The organism is Streptomyces sp. NPDC093801, from assembly GCF_040701585.1.
In the GTDB taxonomy this organism is placed as follows: Bacteria; Actinomycetota; Actinomycetes; order Streptomycetales; family Streptomycetaceae; genus Streptomyces.
This window is the reverse complement of sequence record NZ_JBFBDP010000053.1, coordinates 13,810-31,724: the sequence shown is the minus strand read 5'-3', so window position 1 is coordinate 31,724 and position 17,915 is coordinate 13,810. Positions and strand designations below refer to the sequence as shown.

At 71.8% G+C, this 17,915-nt stretch carries 17 protein-coding genes; all 17 read right to left on the bottom strand.

Features of this window, described 5'->3' with window-relative positions; genetic code table 11:
* Positions 1 to 131: 131 nt before the first annotated feature.
* Positions 132 to 3,431 carry a LysM peptidoglycan-binding domain-containing protein gene (locus tag AB0469_RS37895; RefSeq protein WP_366456132.1) on the bottom strand — a complete coding sequence of 1,100 codons (3,300 nt, stop codon included), beginning with the start codon at positions 3,429 to 3,431 and terminating at the stop codon, positions 132 to 134.
* 32 nt (positions 3,432 to 3,463) lie between these two features.
* The gene (locus tag AB0469_RS37890) at positions 3,464 to 3,910 is read right to left on the bottom strand and encodes a hypothetical protein (protein ID WP_366456131.1); all 447 of its coding nucleotides are present in this window, start codon (positions 3,908 to 3,910) and stop codon (positions 3,464 to 3,466) included.
* 2 nt (positions 3,911 to 3,912) lie between these two features.
* Entirely contained in the window at positions 3,913 to 4,377 is a 465-nt protein-coding gene (locus AB0469_RS37885) for a TadE/TadG family type IV pilus assembly protein (RefSeq protein WP_366456130.1), read from the bottom strand.
* A complete protein-coding gene (locus tag AB0469_RS37880) occupies positions 4,374 to 4,757 on the bottom strand; it encodes a TadE family protein (protein WP_366456154.1) in 384 nt (127 codons plus the stop codon). Before AB0469_RS37880 ends, AB0469_RS37885 begins: the two co-directional genes overlap by 4 nt.
* A gap of 130 nt (positions 4,758 to 4,887) precedes the next feature.
* Positions 4,888 to 5,088, bottom strand: a complete 201-nt coding sequence (locus AB0469_RS37875) for a hypothetical protein (protein ID WP_366456129.1) — start codon at positions 5,086 to 5,088, stop codon at positions 4,888 to 4,890.
* Between the two features lie 23 nt (positions 5,089 to 5,111).
* Positions 5,112 to 5,996 carry a type II secretion system F family protein gene (locus AB0469_RS37870; protein ID WP_366456128.1) on the bottom strand — a complete coding sequence of 295 codons (885 nt, stop codon included), beginning with the start codon at positions 5,994 to 5,996 and terminating at the stop codon, positions 5,112 to 5,114.
* Positions 5,993 to 6,931 carry a type II secretion system F family protein gene (locus AB0469_RS37865; protein ID WP_366456127.1) on the bottom strand — a complete coding sequence of 313 codons (939 nt, stop codon included), beginning with the start codon at positions 6,929 to 6,931 and terminating at the stop codon, positions 5,993 to 5,995. The genes AB0469_RS37870 and AB0469_RS37865 overlap by 4 nt, the downstream gene beginning before the upstream one ends.
* On the bottom strand, positions 6,928 to 8,313 hold the full coding sequence (locus AB0469_RS37860) for a CpaF/VirB11 family protein (RefSeq protein WP_366456153.1): 1,386 nt from the start codon (positions 8,311 to 8,313) through the stop codon (positions 6,928 to 6,930). Before AB0469_RS37860 ends, AB0469_RS37865 begins: the two co-directional genes overlap by 4 nt.
* Before the next feature lie 181 nt (positions 8,314 to 8,494).
* Positions 8,495 to 9,316 (bottom strand): hypothetical protein, encoded by an 822-nt coding sequence (locus tag AB0469_RS37855; protein WP_366456126.1) that lies wholly within the window; start codon positions 9,314 to 9,316, stop codon positions 8,495 to 8,497.
* Positions 9,316 to 10,047: an SAF domain-containing protein gene (locus tag AB0469_RS37850; protein ID WP_366456125.1), complete on the bottom strand. Its 732-nt coding sequence runs from the start codon at positions 10,045 to 10,047 to the stop codon at positions 9,316 to 9,318. Before AB0469_RS37850 ends, AB0469_RS37855 begins: the two co-directional genes overlap by 1 nt.
* Positions 10,048 to 10,103: 56 nt before the next feature.
* Positions 10,104 to 10,973, bottom strand: a complete 870-nt coding sequence (locus AB0469_RS37845; RefSeq protein ID WP_366456124.1) for an ATP/GTP-binding protein — start codon at positions 10,971 to 10,973, stop codon at positions 10,104 to 10,106.
* Positions 10,967 to 11,572, bottom strand: coding sequence for a hypothetical protein (locus AB0469_RS37840; RefSeq protein ID WP_366456123.1), 606 nt, complete (start codon positions 11,570 to 11,572; stop codon positions 10,967 to 10,969). The genes AB0469_RS37845 and AB0469_RS37840 overlap by 7 nt, the downstream gene beginning before the upstream one ends.
* A 955-nt stretch (positions 11,573 to 12,527) precedes the next feature.
* A complete protein-coding gene (locus AB0469_RS37835; protein WP_366456122.1) occupies positions 12,528 to 12,962 on the bottom strand; it encodes a hypothetical protein in 435 nt (144 codons plus the stop codon).
* 635 nt (positions 12,963 to 13,597) lie between these two features.
* A complete protein-coding gene (locus AB0469_RS37830; protein WP_366456121.1) occupies positions 13,598 to 13,870 on the bottom strand; it encodes a hypothetical protein in 273 nt (90 codons plus the stop codon).
* Positions 13,867 to 14,766, bottom strand: a complete 900-nt coding sequence (locus AB0469_RS37825) for a replication-relaxation family protein (RefSeq protein WP_366456120.1) — start codon at positions 14,764 to 14,766, stop codon at positions 13,867 to 13,869. The genes AB0469_RS37830 and AB0469_RS37825 overlap by 4 nt, the downstream gene beginning before the upstream one ends.
* On the bottom strand, positions 14,763 to 17,345 hold the full coding sequence (locus AB0469_RS37820; protein ID WP_366456119.1) for an ATP/GTP-binding protein: 2,583 nt from the start codon (positions 17,343 to 17,345) through the stop codon (positions 14,763 to 14,765). Before AB0469_RS37820 ends, AB0469_RS37825 begins: the two co-directional genes overlap by 4 nt.
* Positions 17,330 to 17,680: a hypothetical protein gene (locus AB0469_RS37815; protein WP_366456117.1), complete on the bottom strand. Its 351-nt coding sequence runs from the start codon at positions 17,678 to 17,680 to the stop codon at positions 17,330 to 17,332. Before AB0469_RS37815 ends, AB0469_RS37820 begins: the two co-directional genes overlap by 16 nt.
* Positions 17,681 to 17,915 lie beyond the last annotated feature (235 nt).

Sequence of the window (17,915 nt, the reverse complement as noted above, 5' to 3'; positions counted from 1 at the left end):
CTGCCCGAGGCACCGCCCGCAACTCGGCGATGTCACCTGCTGAAAGAGAGGCGAGGGTGACGAGAGCCAGCTTGCCGTCTGCCGCAGTGGTCAGCTGGTCCGTGGGCGAGCCCGTGGCAGGCGCGATTGCCTCAGTGTCGCTGGCTCAGATGCGGCAGCTTGCCGGTGAGGGCTGCGTTGATGGTCGCTTCGGTGGTGTCGTCGAGGGTGATGTTGTAGGTGCGGGCCATCTGCTGGGCTCGTGCAATGACCTTCCGAACAGCGGCGTGGTTGCCTGCGGCTACTTCGAGGTGGAGGAGGTCTCGGTACAGCACCTCCGAGGTTTCTTCGACCTCGAGGGCTTGGAGCACGGTGCGGCGGGCGGCGTCGAGGTCAGGGGTGTCACCATCGGTGTGCCAGCGGGCGAGGGTGTGGGCGGTGTCGGTGATGCGCGAGAGCATCTCCTGGATGACGGGGTCTGCCCAGGGCAGGGTCCGGCCCTCGAAGGGGCGGCCGCGGACCAGCGCCATGCCCGCTTCCAGGTCGGCGGTGCCGGCGCCGGGGCCTGCGGCGAGGCCTCGGGCAGCCAGGGTCTTGAACTCGGCCCAGTCCGAGGTGACCGAGGGGTGGAGGACGTACCCGCTGCTGTTCTTGGGGCGCGGAAGCAGCGGCTGGCCGTCGCTGGTGAGGCCGAGGACGTTGCGCAGTTCGGACAGCCGGGAGTGCAGGGTGCGGGTGGACCAGGGGTTGACGGGGTCCATGGCCTGGCACAGGTAGTCGGTGCCGCGTCCGGGGCGCAGGTGGAGGAGGGCTGCGACGGCGGCGGTGCGGGGGCCGTGGGCGGAGGCGGCGGTCCCGGTGATACGCAGGGGGCCGAGCATGTCGATGCGGACAGGTGCTCGCTCTTCGCCAGCGGCCTTAGCGGGCACGGCGGCGGCTGTTTGGGCGGGTACCGGCGCCTTGTCGGTGGCGGCCTGGCCGTTCTCGTCGGGCTCTGCCGTGCCCGCCGTCTCTGCCCCGTCTGCTGCTGACTGCCCGGCTTCGGCATTGCCTTGGTGGCCGACGGGCTGGGGAGCGGTGGCCGGGGAGGCGTCGATGAGCGCGGGGAAGGGGTTGCCGGGGTCCTGGGCCTCGGCGGTGGTGGACCGTAGGGTCAGAGGCTGTCCGCATGCGGCCGCCTGGTCATGGCTCTCGGCGAATTCCCATGCCCCGGTGGCCGGTACTGGGTCTTGGGTGGAGACCTCCAGGGCGTGGACGTACTGCCGGTACTGCTCGTCGGTGATGCGTTGCAGGGTGACGGGCAGGCCGAGCGGGGCGAGGAGGGCCTCCTGCCCTGTCGTGACGTCGATGATCTCGGCGTGCGGGAAGACACGCTGGGCCGCCTCACTCGCAGGCAGCACGACGGCGGTCTTCAGGTCCCGGGCGGCGGCGAGAGCATCGGCGAGTTGGGCCAGGTGTTCCCCTTCGTGGTCGCCGACGCCGATCATCAGCCATGGCAGGACCTGCTCGCCGCTCTGGTGGGCTTCGAGGAGGAGTTCGCCAAGGTCGGCGGCGACGGCCGGCAGGTGGGGCACGGTGCGGATCCGGCCTTGCGGCAGGAGCTTGGCCAGGCGGCTGCCGAGACCGGCGGTGAGGATCTCGCTGTAGTCGGTCCACCCGGACGTTCCCAGTTCCAGGGCCAGAGCGCGGCCGACTTCGAGGACCTCCTCCGGGGTGCCGTCCAGGAGAAGGACGTGGCAGGTGGTCAGGTCGGCCAGCAGCAGTCCGTCCTCGTGTGCGCCGAGGGTGACCAGGCCCGGGTAGGGGGCCTCGACGTCGTTCAGCATTTCGGCATCGGGGAGAACGGCTGCGGGGTCCAGGGTCCATGTACGGCTGTCGGGCCCCGCGGTGAACGGGGCTACGGGGTCGGCCGACTCGTCCAGGAGCAGGCGGACCTCCTTGCCCGCCAGGAGCACGCCGCGCAGGGCGGGCAGCGCACGTTCGTCGGTGGCGGCCTGGTGGGCGAGGGTGCGCAGGATGCGGTCGAGGATTTCGACGCCGGCGGGCTCGCCGGCTGCGGTCAGGAGCTGTTCGAGGGTGTTGGGGTCGTGGTCCTGGGCGATGGTCTGGCCCGCGCGGCGCCGACGCTGCTGGAGGACCCGTCGCACGCCGAGCGCGCCGGCCAGTGACGCGGCCAGCAGCGTCCCGACCCCGGCGACCAGCGCCCAGTTGACGCCGGCCGCGGTGCTCTGGACACGCGGGGCGTCCGGGGCCGGGGTGGGAGCGGCCGGTGTGTGGGTGGCGGGGGAGCTCGGCGCGGTCGCCGGGCCAGCGGATTTCTGCGCCGGGAGCTGGGCCGCTGGTGTGGTGGCGGGAGCTGATGGCGCCGGTGCCTGGGCGGATGGGGCTGTCTGAGGGGCCGCCGTGGCAGGTGAGGTGGCGGCCGGAGGGGTGGCCGGCCCAGGCTTGGGGGATTGCGGGGACGCGGTCGGAGCGGCGGGTTCGGCGGGTGGGTTGGCGGGGGGCAGGGTGAGCTGTTGGCCGGGGTAGATCAGGTTGGGGTCGGTGAAGGTGCCGCCGCCGGGAAGCGGCTGCCCCTGGTTGAGGTCGAAGAGTTCCTGGAAGCGGTCGGGCGAGCCCAGTTGGCTGGCCGCGATGGAGGCGAGGCTGTCGCCCTCGCGGACGGTATAGCTGGCCTGGCCGCTTTGGGGTGCGCTGCCTTCTGTGCTGGCGGCCGCTGGCTGGGCAGCCGGGACGGAGGCACCGGTGGGCAGGGTGAGGACCCAGCCCGGCTGGATGGGCCGCTCGGCGTCGAAGACCGCGCCGTCTGCCATGGTGCGGCCCTGGTTGAGGGCGGCGATGTCCGTCCACCGCTCCCCGCTGCCGAGCGTCTGCTGGGCGATGGACCACAGGCTTTCCGCGGGCCGTACGTCGCGCACCGTGTACGTCACCGCAGTGCTCGGTGCGTCGGCCGGGGCGTCGGCGCGCGGTGCGCTTTGGGTGCCGGATCCGGGGACGGGCGAGGCGCTGACGCCCGCAGGGCTGGTGGCGGGTGCGGCGGCGCTGGGGGCGGCGAGGGCGGTTCCGGCGGGCAGGGCCAGGAGGACGGCGCCGACCAGGGTGGCGGCGGCCCGTTGTCCGACGAGCCCTCGGATTTGCGGGGCGGTGCGGCCGTGGAGCTGGGCGGGGATCTCCAGCAGTACGGCGCCGGTGAAGCAGGCCCAGCCGGCCCATCCGGCGACGGCCAGGACGAGCAGGAATACCTGTCCCGAGTCCTCGGTGGACAGCAGATGTGAGAGGGCGGCCAGGCCCGGGGGCCCGACCAGGCTGGTGGCCCACCACAGCAGGACGGGCAGCCCGGCCAGCAGCAGGGCCAGAACGGTCAGGGAGAGCAGGGCGCGCAGCAGCGCGGCCGCCGTCTGGGCGCCTCCCCTGTGGGACGGCCGGGTGGTGACGGGGGTGGGCTTCGGCATCGGCCGGGTCCTTCTCACGGTGGTGGGTGGGGCTATTGGGGCTGGGTGATGCCGTGGAGCAGGCGGGCGCTTCCGTGGCCGGTGACGTCCATGGACCCGATCCCGGCGATGGCCAGGAACACGGTCGGGTAGGTGCCGTGGACGGTGACGTCGAGCCGGCTCCGGTCGGCGGAGAGGGTGGCGCTGCCGTGTGCGCCGGCGCGGGCGAGGTAGGCCTGGGCGGCCGCCTGGGCCCCTTCCGGGTCGACGCGGACGTCCGTGCCGGTGACGGCCGCAGCTGGGTCGATGGCCTGCCCGGCCGCGCGGGCGGCCTCCATCGCGAGCGCATCGGCGCGTTCGGTCGCCCGCAGTTTCCCGCCGCCGTCGATGGCCAGGCCGATGACGGCCAGCAGCGCCACGGTGACGATCGCGGTGTAGACGGCGATCCCGCCCCGGTCCTCACCCAGACGTCCGGCGGCCCGCCGCAGGCGGTTGTGCATGCTTAGCCCTCCCGGGAGCGGTAGGCGTCCACGACGGACGTGAAACGGCTGGTCAACGTCTTGGATCCAGGAATACCGGGGAGCAGCAGATCGGCCATGGTGACGTTGCAGGTGATGGACACGGTCACCGTTCCGGCCTGGCCGAGGGGCACGGCCAGGCCGGAGACGTCCACGCTGGTGCTCAACGACGAGCAGTGGATGCCCTGGTCGCCCAGGGAGCGGGTGGCGGCGGCGGATGCTTCGGCCTGGGCGCCGGTGTAGGTACGCGAGATGGAGGCGGCGCGGGCCGCGTCCTCGGCGGCCGCGTCGATCTTCGCGCCGGAGGTGACGAGCCGCCCTCCCGCGATCGCCAGGCACAGCAGCATGATCAGCAGCGGGGTGACGATGGCGGCCGCGATGGTCTCGCTGCCGCGGTCCTGCCGGGCCAGCGCCAGCCACCGCCCTGCCCGAAGGCGGATGGACGTCATGGGGTGGTCCACCGTTCTCGCGGTGCTGCGGCGGACTGCGACACGCTCAGCCCCGACACCCCTGGGATCAGGGACGGGGCGAGGCCGGTGACGGTCACCCGGACCTCGGCGCCGTTGCTGCCCGCCGTGCTGACCGTGCTGCCGGCGAGGCTGTCGCCCGCGATCCGCCCCAGGGTCTCGCGGGCCCGGGCCGCGCCCGCGTCTTCGGGGGCCTGGTAGACGCGGGCGGCTGCGACGCCCTCCCGGGCGGCGGTCAACGCGATGTTGCGGGCGTAGAACCACATCGCGGCCTGGACGACCGCGACGGTGACGAGGATGACGAACGGGAACACGATCGCCATCTGGATCGACGCCTCCCCCCGCTCGGTGTACCGCCGCAGGCCCCGCCACCGGCTGTATGAGCCCCTGCCGGGGCGGCCGTGGACACGCCCTTCGGCAGGCCGGCTCAGTGCCCGGCGTCCTGGCACCTTGCCCCCCTTCCTCTGTTACGCGGTGCGGAATGCCGGTCTGTCAGATGCCGGACAGCTTGCCCTGGTACTTGGTGACGACGATGCCGATGGTTCCGGCGATGGCGATGGCCCCGGCGACGGCGGCGACCCAGATGATGATCGTGGTGATGGAGATGTCGCCCCGGTCCTTGGAGCTGTGTTCCTTGATCTCCTGCCAGTGCGAGCGCAGGGCGACGGACAGGCGGACGGCGAGCTTGGTCATAACAGGGATTCCCTCAGGGTGTGTCAGGTGGTGAGCATGCGGATGATGGCGGGAAACGCGATCAGGAGCATGACCAGCACAGCCAGCAGGGCGCCGGGGGCGGTCATCTTCTCGCTGTTCGCGTTGGCGTCGGCCGCCTGAGCGGCCAGCAGTTCGGTGCGCAGGTTCTTCGCGCGGGAGCGCAGGGTGGCGTAGACGGACGCGCCGTCGTCGGCGGACTGCCGCATGATCGCGGCCAGGTCGTCCATGACGGGCAGGTCGAGTTCGGCGGTCAGGCGGGCCAGGGACTCCCAGTGCGGCACTTTGTCGACGCGGGACTGGGCCAGGGCTGCCTGGATCCGCTGGAACGCCCACCCCTGGCCGACCTGGGCGGCCTGTTCCATTGCCTGCTCGGCGGAGACGTTCCCGGCCCGGCGCAGCGCGACCAGGTCGAGGTAGGCGGCCATGGCGTGGGCGAACTCCGCCCGGGCCCGCTTCGCCTTGTCGCGCAGCGCCAGGTCCGGTGCGAACCACAGGACGGCCGCCGCCAGGATGGCGACGATCACAGGCAGGTAGAGAGGTACCCCGAGGAGCAGGAGCGGGACGGTCGACAGGGGCGGCAGCAGCAGTCCGCCTCCGGCCAGCGCCACCTTCGTCAGGAGGAACCGGGCGGGGGTGCTGCCGGTCAGGGCCAGGTCCTTGTACGGGATGCGGATGCCCGGCACGTCGGCCAGGCGCTCGAGAAGCCATCGTCCCCACCGCTCGTCCCGGTCCACGACCTCACCGGATGCGGCGGGCGGGGGCGGGGGCTGGTTGAGGCGGCGCAGCGCGGGGCCGAGGGCCGGGGCGGGCCGCAGGATCTCGCGGATGAGCAGGGCGCCGCCGGCTCCGATGGCCGCTCCGGACAGGATCGCCGCGACCGGCATCATGCGCCCACCTCCACGACCGAGTCGGACACGTCATCGGCGTCTTCCGCGACAGGGGGCGGGGTGACGGCGCTGCGGGGGTCGGCGATCAGGAAGCGGGGGACGGGCTTGGTGTCGGCGATCTGCCGCATCATCACCAGGACCCCGACGAACCCCGCGAGGAGCACGGCCAGGACCAGCTGGCCCACCATGGTTCCGTAGGGGGCGGTGTAGGAGGGGATGAGGAACCCGGCGCCGATGACGGCGAGGGTCATGATGGTCATCCACCGCATCGTCGTGCGCGGCTTGGCCCGGTCTGCCTCGATCGCCCGCCGCCGGGCGACTTCCTCGTGCACGGACTCGGCGAGATCCTCCAAGGCCTGCGCAAGCCCGGGCCCGCGGTCGGCCGCCGACAGCACCAGAGCCGCGACCACCTTGTCGGCCGTCACATCGTTCAGGGCGTCGCCGAAGGCGCGCAGCGCGTCAGTGGGCCGCCAGCCGACCTGGAGCCGGTCCACGAGGTCGGCGACCTCACCGGCGATGTCCTCCGGACACCCCCGCCGCGAGATCTGCAGCGCCTCGTCCAGGCCCCGCCCCAGCCGCAGCACGTTGGCCAGACGCTGAGTCCAGTCCCCGAGCGCTTCGAGCTTCCCGATCCTGGCGGTGGCCGACTTCGTCGGCGACAGCAGCCACGGAACGCCGATCACCGCCAGGAACAGCATGCCGCCGGCGATGAACACCCCCGTCACCAGCCACACCAGCACCCCGCCCAGTGCCCCGCCCACCAGGCGGGTACGGCGGGCCATCCGCTCATCCCGCGTCGCCAGGCTCCGCCCGGCCCGCAGTCGCGCGCCCACCCCCGGCCCCTTCGGCGCCGTCGTGCCGAAGAAGCCGACCGCCAGGCCGACCAGGCCGCCCGACAGCGCGAGCCCGGCCAGCACCCACCACAGCACCGTCACAGCGCCCCCTCCGCCACCAGCAGCGGCAGCGCCGCCTCCCACGCCCCCGCCGGGGAGTTCAGCAGCGAGGCGTCGAAGCCGGCCCGGCGCAGGTCGTTGACACACCGCGGCAGCATCAGCGGCACCGCCCGGTACTCCCCCCACTCCGGACGCGGCCCGAAGATCTGGTTGGTCTCCGGGCGTCCGCCCTCTCCGATGCCGGTGACCTCCAAGACGTGGGAGACGAACCGGTGCCGGTGCCCGCCGATCTTCGTCTCGTCCACGGAGGAGACGAACACGATGAAGTGCAGCCCGTTCGCGGCCTGCCGGTAGGCCAGCGACTCCGACATGTTCGCCTGCGCCAGCAGATACAGCTCCGCGATCCGGTCGAACACCACCGACGGATGGATGGCGTGCAGGGTGCACAGGTTGCCGCCCGCCCCGTTCGTCATCGCCTGGAGCATCGCCACGATCTCCGGCCCGCGGACCTCACCGACCACGATCCGCGTGAGCGTCATGCGCAGCGCCCGGTACATCAGGTCCATGAGCGTGATCTCACCGGCCGCTTGGCCTGCGACCATTTCGCCGTTGGACTCGCGGGCCTCCATCGGCACGACCTGCCGGTGGTGGCCGTTCTCGTGGGCGAACAGCTCGTACTCGGTCTCCAGCGTGGCGAACCGCTCGTCGGGGTCGATCTCCTTGAGCAGCGCCCGCAGCAGGGTCGTTTTCCCCGCGGCCTGACCGCCCACGATCATGACGTTCTTCTCCGCGCGCACACACGCCCGCAAGAACGCCTCGAGCGTGGAGTCGAGCATCCCCCGCGCCACGAGTTCGGGCAGGTCGGCGTGGCGCATGCTGTGCCGGCGGATCGTCACATACGTGCCCGGCGTGACGTCGATGACCGCCTGGAGCCGCGACCCGTCTGACAGCCGCAACGCCAGGAACGGGTCCGCGGTCGACAGGCTGCGCTCTGCCTGACCGGTGGTACGCCGGGCCAGGTCCCGCAGCAGCTCGCGCAGCTCCTCGTCGGAGTCCGCGACCGGCGCCACCCGCACGCGCCGCCCGTCGGTGAAGTCCAGCCACACGTCCGCGTACCCGTTGATGAAGATGTTCTCCACCAGCGTGTTGTCCAGGTGCTGCTGCAGACGCCCGGCCCGGAACTGCAGGTCGAACACCGCCTGCGCGATCACCGCGTCCTCACCCGGACTCGTGGCAGCCCCGCGCTTGACGGCCTCGGCATCCGACCAGACGGCAACCTGCTCGTTGATCAGGTGCCGGCCCTGCTGCTCCTGCGCAGCCTGGCCCAGTCCGGGCCGGGCGCGCAGCAGCTCGGTCAGCCGCTCCCCGACCTGCTTCTTGATCAGCCGCACCGCCGCGTAGTCCACCACGACGTCAGCGGCCAGGGCAGGGGAGGGCTGGGGCAGGCGCGGCGTACCGGCGACCGGCCCCGCGGAGGGGCCCGGAACCCACGCGTCGGCCGGGCGGCCACCCACGGCCTCCGGCGAGGGCACCACAGCCACGCCGCGGGCCGCGCCCAGCCGGCTCTCGAGGGACCCGGCGACACGGGGGTCGCTGTGCAGAGGATTAGCGCGCACCGCTCACCACCCCAGCCGCATCCGCGCTCGGCGGGGCCAGGCGGGAACGGCGGATCGCCACCAGCTCCTGCACCCGCACCGCCGCCGACCGGGCGGAGCGCATCAGCTCACCGGACTCGAAGCGGCGAGGCTGCCCGGCACCGTCCGACAGCACCGCCGCCTCCTTGGGCCGCCACGGCAGCACCGCAGTGACCGTCACCCCCAAGTGCTTGCGCACCTCCTCCTTGGAGAAGGGCCCCTGGTCCACCAGCAGTATCCCCAGCTCCGTCGAGCCGCCCAGCGACTCACGCAACGCCTCCAGCCGCACCTGGGCGCTCTGCAGCCCGCGCAGCGTGTTGCGGGCGACCATCAGCACCGCGTCCGCCTTCTGCGCCAGCACCCCCGGCGCACCGACGGCGCCCCGCCGCCCCAGGTCCACGATCACGTCGTGCCCGTGCTGCTCGATCCCCGCGAACACGCCCGCAAGAGGCCGCCAGACCGGCTCCATCGCCGACGCGTGTGCAGGGTCGTAGAGACCAGGCAGCACCAGCCGGTCACGCGTCCCGGCATCGGTGACGTCCACCAACTGCCGCCAGAACGCCTCCACCAACTGCCCCTGCCCCTGCCGGGCGGCAATCGCGAGATTGCGCATGCCCCGGGAGTTGTCCAAGGTGCCCTGGAGCGCCCCCGGCAGGACCGCCCCGCCGTCCGGATCCGTCTCCGCCAGCACCACCCGATGCCCCTGCGGCATCGGCCACGTCATCAGCAGAGCCAAAGCCGCCGTGGTCACCCCCGGCGCCCCCAGCCCGCCCGCCAGCGCCACCACCGCCATCAGGAACCCCCCTCCTGAGCAGCCACGATCAACGCCACCGCACCCGTCGCCACCCGCGAAGCCAGCATCGGCCCATCAGCGGCAGGCACCGCCACATCCACCACCACGACACCCGTCGCCGGCGCCGCCACCCCAACCGCCACCACCGTCGCCGCGAGCGTCTTCGGCGCAGGCACCGGATCGGCGGGCTTGCCGCCCGCCGCAGCCGCCCCGGCCGCCTGGGCGGGATCCGGAGTCGAGACGATCAGCACCTTCTGCCCAGGAGCCAGCCGCGACGCCGGAAGCTGCGACGGCTTCAACGCCACACCCACCAACTGCTCACCGTTCTTCACCAACGACACGGCGGTGACCTGGCCCGGCGACAGCAACGACCCCGCCTTCAGCGCCACAGCGGCACGCTGGCCGACCAGGCCCGCCTTCTTCGCCGTCGGCACCGCCTTGACCAGCGGATCCAGCGCCAGAGAAGCCGGCGCCAGGTCCGCCTCCGTGACCGTCGCGCCCACCGGCACGTCCCGGGCCACCACCAGCACGCTCGACCGCTGGCCCGACGCGGTGAACAGAAGCGCCCCGGACAGGCCGCCCGCCGCGATCAGCGCGACGGACAGCGCGATCAGCCCGGGCCGGCGACGTCGCTGGCGAACGACTCGCGGCGCCGGTGCCGGACTGTCCGCAGGCCCGCCCGGCCCGGGAACAGCGGCACGGCCCTGCGCGCCCGTGGTGGTGGTGCTCACGTGATGTGCCTCCAGCAGAGAGGAAGGAAGGAAAAGTGGGGATCGGGGGCGTGCCGCTACTGGCCGACTACCTGGACTTCGCCCACGGCGATGTCCACGGCACTGGAGCGGACCTCGCTCAGCTGGCCGCTCTGGCCGCCACCGGTCCAGTCGATCGCCCAGGTGGACGTCGCGGTCACATGGAACTTTCCGGGCGACCGGTAGCTGTGACCGCAGTCCGGCGACGGGTTCTTGCCGAACTCGGCCCGGTAGGGAGTACCAGGCGTCGTGCAGGTGACCGTCGTGCCATCGCCCATCGCCCAAACGATCTTGGCGACCCTCGCCGTGGCGGTCACTGTGACCGCGCCAGCCGAAGCAGACGCGACATTGGGGCCGTACGTCTCCGGGCCCGTCGCCGTCCACATGTAGACAGGCATACCGACCACACCAACACCCCCAGGCTTCGGAACGATGCCTATCGCCGGCGGCCGAAGCAGCATCGAGTCCACCGCACGCTGCGCCAGCACGGCAGGGTCGACGGCCACCGCACCGGGCGGATTCTGCGCCCAGAACGCCCGCCCGGCTCCCGCGAGATTGTCGCCGTCCGTGATGCCGTTTCCGAGCCCGCACGGGTCCAGGTAGACCGCTCCGTCACCGGGTGAGTGGCCCTGCCACAGAACGCTGCCTGCCGGCGGAGGCGGATCCAGCAGCCGAAACGAACAGTCCCGACCCAGGCCGTCGATGCTGCTCCCGGAACCCGTCGAGGAGCCGCCTGACTCCTGCTTGGCTGGCGGCTTGACGGAGCCGGGGCTGGTCGCGCCGATACAGAAGTGCTTCAGATCGGCGCAGCTTCCGACGCTGACTGGATCGTCCGCCGCGTTGGCCGTCGGGGCCGTGGCTGCGGCGAGAACGAGGACTCCTAGGGAACGCACACCGTGTCTCAGCATGCCTGTCCTTCAGGCTTCTCCTCCAAGACCATCCACCCACTCGGCCACTTCTCGGCTGTCACGGTGGTGATGTAGCGCTGGAGCCGCGTCGTGGGAAGATCGGCTGGCTTGCCCGAGTCCTTGCTCACCGGCTTCCACTGAGAGACATCCATGCAGTCGGTGATGACGGCAGTCTTCAGCTTCGTGTCCGGCTTGAAGCTGACCACGGTGTTTGAGTGCTTCGGCTGCCCGGTGACGACGTAGCCACCCTTACGGAGACTGGCGAGTTCCTGCTCCGTCTGCACAAGGGCGTTGCCAGTGGTGACCTTGTTCAGCTCTGTTCCCTGCGGGTCGGACTTGGCGTAAGCGGTGGCCAGCACGTCCCAGTACCGGGTGTAGGCGGCCTGGACCTCGGCCTTGTCGGCTGCCTCGGGGTCGGCGGGTGCACTCGGGGAGGCGGTGGGGGCACTGCTGGGGGAGACGCTCGGGCTGGTGGCGGCGTTCTTGTCGTTCTTGCTTCCGCTGGTGCATCCGGCCGCGAGTGCCGCGACGGCCGCGACGGCGGCAGCCGTCGTGAGCAGTCGGCGGTTTGCGGCGTGGTGCTGTCGTGCGATTGTCACGGAAGTCTCCCCGGGTCGCTCTGTCGGGCGGGTTGCCATGCAGCCCACGTAAATTGCTGGAGGAATAGGTGCGATGGGCTGCGCCCTGGTCAGGCCTACTGGCCGACTACCTGGACTTCGCCCACTGAGACCGTGAACGGTGACTGGCGGACTTCGGTCAGCTGGCCGGTCTGCCCGCCTCCCGTGACGGCCCAGTCGACCTTCCATGTGGCCGTCGCGGTCCCCTGGTACTTGCCGTTTGGCCGACTTGCCGATGTCGACCGGTAGAGGTGTCCGCAGTCGGGGGAGGGCGTCATGCCGCGCGCAGAGGTATACGCGGACCCCGGGCCCGTGCAAGTCACGGTGGAGCCGTCCCCCATGCCCCAGGCGACGGAGGACACTGTGGCTGTCGCCGTCACCGTGATTCCGCCCGCCGACGCCGATGCCGTGTTGGGGCCCCAGGTCGTGGGACTCTGACTTACCCACAACCACAGCGGCACGCCTACCGTGTATTTGCCTTCAGGCCTCGGGCTCGCGATTGCCGGGCCGGCCAGGAGCATGCTGTCCACTGCTTGCTGAGCCAGCACGGCTGGGTCGACGGTCACAGCATCCGGAGTGTTGGACCATTCGGTGGTGATGACGATGTTTCCGTTGACCGACTCAACCCAGCTGCATGTCTTGCGGTAGACCGCGCCGTCGCCTGGCTGGTGCCCCTCCCAGGCAGCGCTCCCCGCGGGAGGCTGAGGGTCCAACAGGGTGCGTGTGCAGGCCCATCGTGGCGGGGGGCCGTTGTCTCTGCTGTTGCTGCCGCCCCCGTCCTGCTGTCCGGCGCTGCCTCCGCCCTGCCCGGGCTTGTCGGCGCAGACGCTCACCCACCCGGTGGCGCCGTCACACACGCCTCCTCCCGCATAGGCGACAGCGGGGCAGGCCAACACCGCGGCTGCCGCAGCTGTGAAAACCGTGAGGGCTTCCCGTCTCAGCAAGTGCGGTCCCCGTGCCGGACGAACTTGGTCAGCATCCACCGGCCGCCCTGGAGCTCTGCGTCGAACACAGTGATGTAGTGCATGGGCTGCTCGGTGGGGAAGGGCCTCACCTGGCCGCTTGAGCGGTCGATGATCTTCCAGGTAGAGAGATCGAAGCAGTCGGAGATGGTGGCCGTGGGCTGCTCGCCGGACAGGTTCACGGCCGAGACCTCGGCGCGATGCCCGGGGGCGCCCTTCGTGGCGGTGCCGGCTCGCTGCATGTTCGCGATGTCGGTGAGTGTCTGGTTCAGTGCGTCCTTGGCCGCGTAGTCCACGAGCTTCGTACCCTGCTCGGTTCCGGCCTCGTACGCCTTGACGGACTCCTCCCAGAAGGCGCTGTATGTGGCAAGGATCTTGGCCTTCGCTTCAGCCTGCGGGTCAGCGGACATGCTCGGTGATGCGGCAGGGCTGGGAGCGGAGGCACGTGGGGGAGAAGCGACCCGACTGGGTTCCGCGGTGCAGCCAGCCGTGAGTGCTGCGGCAGCGGCGATGATGGCGGCGACAGTGAGGAGCCGGCGGTGTTGCTGGGCCGTGCGAATTGGGCGGTGTGGTGCCATTGCCACTGGACTCTCCCCGGGTCGCCTGTCGGGCGGGTCGCAGCCCAACCCGCATAAATCGCTGGTGCAACGTGTCGCGTACGAATTTGGTGTCTGTTCTATGCGGCACCCTACGACGTCAACGCCGCAGCTCCTATGGGGTTCTTGGGGTGCAGGCGACTGGACGTCGCTTTTGCCTGCCAATCCTAGATGATCTTGTTTCTTTGGGGCGTTGACGTGCGGTTTTCGTTGGTTGCCGTGGGTGGCGCCCGGTGTTGGCGCGATTTCGGCGGGCTGTGGCTTGAATTCCACTCACTGGCTTGTTCTTTGCTGCTGGTAATGGTTCTCCGTGCTCCTCACCAGTTTTCTCACCGGTGGTCGCCGCCCCACGTCACGATCGGGTCGGCGACCTCACCAGGCACCCGTGCTACCGAACGGTGCGTGAGGCGCCGCAGGCTCGCCCGCAGCCTGCCTCTGCTGCAAGTCGGTTAGAACGGAGGGGCGTCCTGGCTGTGCATCCCGGGCGGAAGGGAGCGCCTCACTTCTGCTCCGGGGCTGTCGGTGGCCGGCTTGGGTGGATCAGGCGGGAGGGCGTCGTCTTCCCAGGTGAAGCGGTAGTCGCTGTAGCTGTCGATCTGACCGGTTTCGATCTGGAACTCGCGGTCTGCGAGTTCCCGCATCTCTGCCTCGTGTTCGGCCTGGGCCTGGAGGTAGTCGGCGAGGTCGGCGGCGGAGAGCCTTGTGGGCCAGGGCCTGCTCACAGCTGGGTCCAGCCGCGGGGCTCGCTGCTCCCGGCCAGGGGCGTCCACACCTTCGCCTGGGGGCCGTGGGCCTCGATGTCCTCGAGGACGGCGGCGCCGAGGGGGACGTGGGCGCTGAGGCGGGTGACGAGGTCATGGTCGGCGGTCATGCGCCGCAGGTCCGCGATCCGGTTGGCCAGGGTGGTGCGGGAGGCGCCGGTGAGGATGAACAGGACGCGGGGGAAGCGGGGGTAGGAGCGCTGCCAGGCGAGGACGGCCGCCTGGTCGGCGACGGTGCCGCGCCGGCCCGCGGGCTGGGGGGTGTAGTCGTGGAAGCGGGCGTAGGTGATGAGTTTGCGGGCCAGGCGCTCGCTGCTCATGGTGGTGCGGTCGATCTCCACGAACGCCCGGTACTGCAGGCGCCTGGGGCTGGTGGCGGTGTAGTGGAAGACGGCGTCGGCGATCAGCCGGTCTTCGCCTGCGGTGTCGGGGAGGCGGTGGGTGACCTCGGGCACCCAGTCCAGCGGCTGGTACTCGTCGCCGCGGGACCGGGCGTCGGTGAGGAAGGCGAGGTGGGCGCGGACTCCGGTGAGGATGTGGGCGGCGCGCAGGGACGCGGCTGCGGCGGACTGGATCGGGGTGGCGGTGCGGCCGCGGAGCTCGGGCCAGTCACCGACCGTCTGGTGGCCGACGGGGGTCAGGAAGTGGGCCTGGAGGCGGCCGGGGAGCACGGTGTGGGCGATCAGGCCCTGCTCGCGCAGCGGCACCAGCACGTTGTGGATCTTGCGGGGCGGGCTGTTCGGGGTCAGCAGCTGGTGGATCTGGATGCTGGTCAGCAGCCGGTGCTGGGCGATCAGGGCGAGGGCCTGGTGGGCGCGGGTGTCCGCGGTGGCGGGCTGGAAGACGGCCGTGGTCATGCGTACTGCTCTCCTGCGTCGTGGGTGTCGGTGGGTGTGGTGCTGGTGGTGAGGAAGGCGCGGACGGCTTCTTCCTGCCGGAGTGCCACGGCGCTCAGCGCCGCCAGGGTTTGGGCCGCGGTGTTGGCGTGTGCGGTCTTGCGCAGGGCGGCGACCTGGCCGGGTCGTGCGAGGTCGCCGAAGACCTCGGTCAGTTCGGGGCCGCGGATCGGTACGGGGCCGGTGCGTTTGCCCGCGACGGTGAAGGACGCGTAGTGCCTCCACCGCTCGAGGCCGGCGACGTCGCGGGCGGTGACGGTGTCGGGCCACTGGCTGGTGATTTGGGCGATGGCCTCGGCCGATCCGGCCGTGGTGGACAGACAGGAGGCGTTTTGAAGGAGAGCGGATCGGGTGGCGGGGCTGAGGCGGTGCATGAGCTGGGTCATCCCGTGCAGGCGGCAGCCGAACTTGCGCAGCTGCTCGGTGATCTCCGCCAGCACGGTCGAGGACCCCTGGTCCAGGGAGATCAGCTCGTCCAGGTAGAAGCGGAAGGCCCGCCGTTTGGCTTCGGGGAGGTCGCGGCGGGACAGGCCGGCGCGCAGGAAGTCGTGGACCATCAGGGAGATGAGGAGCCGGTCGGTGGGGCCGGTGCCCGGCGGGCAGATCCACAGCACCCGGCCCTCGTCCATGGCGCGGCGGATGTCGTATCCGCCGACGGGGCAGCCCAGGGCCGCACGGACGACCGGGTTGGCCGCGAGGCGCTCCAGCGGGTTCAAGACGGTCAGCACCGCCTCGCGGGGGAAGTCGGGGAAGCTCCGCGTCCACCAGTGCCGCGCCTCCGCGTCCAGTGCGGAGAGGGCGAGGTGGCGGAAGGTGGGGTCGGTGAGCAGCGCCCGCACCTGGAAGATCGTCGCCTGCTGCCCTGGCGCCTGTGCCTGGACGGCCTGGGTGTTGACGGCCACCAGGGCTTCGACGGCCTTGGTCAAGATGGTGAGCGCGCGCGGCGCGGTGACGTCCCCCCACCCCAGGGCCCCCGCGAACGCCTCCACGACCGAGGCGGTCACCTCGTGGGCCGGCTGCCCTGCCGTCATGTCCAGCACGTTCCAGCAGCCGAGCATGTCCCCGTCCTTGCGGACGGTCAGGTCGAAGAGCGCGACCCGGTCGATGATGTCCTCGTGGGCGAGGTATCGGGCGACCTCGGCGAAGGAGTCGCCGTGCGGGTCCACGAACGCCAGCCCGCGCCCGTTGTGGGCGCTGGCGACAGCGTGGACCTGCGCGCGCATCGTCTTGCCCCAGCCGGCCTTGCCCGACTGGACCTCGAAGAGGGTGTCGTCCTCGTAAGTGGCCAGCAGCCGTTCCCGGCCGTCCGCTCCCCGGTACCAGCCCTGGGGCAGCAGATCCTGCCCCGGGGCGTAGGTGGGCATCTCGGTCTCCAGCAGCGGCAGCCGGGCCGTGACGGTGGGCGGTTTCAGCAGCCCCGCCAGTTCGTCGATGTGCGCCCATCCGCCGCGGGCCGGCCGCATCATCGCCGTGGCCCACTGCGTATCGAACCGTCCCCGCCACGGCCTGCGGTCGGGGCCCAGACGCAGGGGGCCGGCGGACCAGCCGAGCGCGGTCAGGCGGGAGGGGCCGGCGTAGACGTCCATGGCTGCCCCGATCCTGGCGAGCCGTGCTTCCGCTCGCCCGGCCGCGTCCGAGGCGCAGCGCACCAGGATCTGCACCCGTACCAGCCCCGGGCTGTGCGCGAGCTTCCCCAGCACCACCTCCCGGTCGACACGCCGCGGCCGGGGGGACATCACCACCTGCCCGCGCGGTCCGCCCTGCCACTCGGCCGGGTCCAGCAGCCGTCCCAAGGAGGCCGACAGGCTGTCGGCCGGCTCGCTGACCTGCCAGCGGGCCTCGCGCTGGGCTTCCCGCCGGGCCTGCTCGCGGGCGCGCTGCAGGGCCTGCATGCGCCGCACGGCAAGGTGCCAGCGCGGCGCGGGGGAGAGGTCCACGCACACCTCTGCGAGATCGCCGAGGCCGGCGTTCAGGTCGGCGACGGCGTCTATCAGCGGCTGGAGCGGATCGGGGTCCAGCGGCACCTCACGCAGCCGCGAGCCGGGCTCCCCGTGCAGGGTCAACACCGCGCGCACGACGTGGGCACGCCGCTTGTCGGCCACCGGGGCCGTCCGCTTCACCTCGACCCGCGCCCCGTACGGGGTCTGCTTGAGCAAGGCATGCGCGGTCGCCGGGGCCTCGATCCGGTAGACCAGCGGCCGCTTCCCGTCGGCGCGCAGCCGCAGCCTCACCGACCGGGCCCGGCGCGGGGTCCACCACGGACCCGAGCCGGCCGCCCGCACCAGTTGCATTCCCTGCCGCCAGATCTGCTCGGCGTCCGGCTTGAAGGCCGGTGTCGGCTCCAGCTGGAGGTAGGTGCGCCGCGACAGGGCCTCGGCGCTCAGGCGCCGTTGCAGGTGTTCCCATCCGATCAGGGCGGCAGCCGTGAGCAAGGCCAGCCACCAGGAGTTCGCCAGGGTCCAGCGAGCGAGCGCTACCAGCCCGTCCCACAGCGCGGCGCCCATGTGCAGGAGCGCCATGGCGGTCAGGTGCGGTTCCATGATCCTTGTCCGTTCTGGGTGTAGTGGAGGGTCGCGGTGCGACCGTCGAGGAAGGTCCCGGCGCGGTCCGCGCCGGCCCACACCAGCCGCACCACGGCCTGTGCCCGCGCCGGGTCCCCGGCTGCGGGGGGTGCGGTGTCACGGCGGGCGGTGGCGGCCTGGACCCGCACCTGCGTGTAGCCGGCGGTTTCCGCCGTCCACGCCTGGCGGCCCAGGTCGAGCAGCTGCCGCTCGTCGTCCGGCGGGAGATCGGGTGGGCTGGCCTGGTCCAGGGCCTGCTGGATGATCGGGTCCGCCGCCGGCCCGGACCCCGGCGGCGGAAGCTCCCGCGCCACAGCGCTGCCATTACCGGCACCGGGTCCGGCCGCCGGCCGGGCGGGACCCGGCGCCACCGGAGCGGCGGAAGACGCCGAGCCTGCGGCGGACCGCGGTGACTGGGGTGCGGCGGACGCGGCGGCTGGCGGCGCCGCCGGGCCCGTCTGCCGGGCGGGACCCGTCAGCCTGGGCGCCACAGCATCAGCACCGGGACTGATGCCGTGCGCTCCCGCATACAGCAGCACCAGCCCGGCG

Excerpts from the sequence above, each read along its gene's own strand:
- AB0469_RS37835 (WP_366456122.1), bottom strand. The coding sequence starts at position 12,962 with ATGTCCGCTGACCCGCAGGCTGAAGCGAAGGCCAAGATCCTTGCCACA.
- AB0469_RS37820 (WP_366456119.1), bottom strand. The coding sequence starts at position 17,345 with ATGGAACCGCACCTGACCGCCATGGCGCTCCTGCACATGGGCGCCGCG.
- AB0469_RS37890 (WP_366456131.1), bottom strand. The coding sequence starts at position 3,910 with ATGCACAACCGCCTGCGGCGGGCCGCCGGACGTCTGGGTGAGGACCGG.
- AB0469_RS37875 (WP_366456129.1), bottom strand. The coding sequence starts at position 5,088 with ATGACCAAGCTCGCCGTCCGCCTGTCCGTCGCCCTGCGCTCGCACTGG.
- AB0469_RS37870 (WP_366456128.1), bottom strand. The coding sequence starts at position 5,996 with ATGATGCCGGTCGCGGCGATCCTGTCCGGAGCGGCCATCGGAGCCGGC.
- AB0469_RS37895 (WP_366456132.1), bottom strand. The coding sequence starts at position 3,431 with ATGCCGAAGCCCACCCCCGTCACCACCCGGCCGTCCCACAGGGGAGGC.
- AB0469_RS37855 (WP_366456126.1), bottom strand. The coding sequence starts at position 9,316 with ATGGCGGTGGTGGCGCTGGCGGGCGGGCTGGGGGCGCCGGGGGTGACC.
- AB0469_RS37885 (WP_366456130.1), bottom strand. The coding sequence starts at position 4,377 with ATGACGTCCATCCGCCTTCGGGCAGGGCGGTGGCTGGCGCTGGCCCGG.
- AB0469_RS37825 (WP_366456120.1), bottom strand. The coding sequence starts at position 14,766 with ATGACCACGGCCGTCTTCCAGCCCGCCACCGCGGACACCCGCGCCCAC.
- AB0469_RS37845 (WP_366456124.1), bottom strand. The coding sequence starts at position 10,973 with ATGCTGAGACACGGTGTGCGTTCCCTAGGAGTCCTCGTTCTCGCCGCA.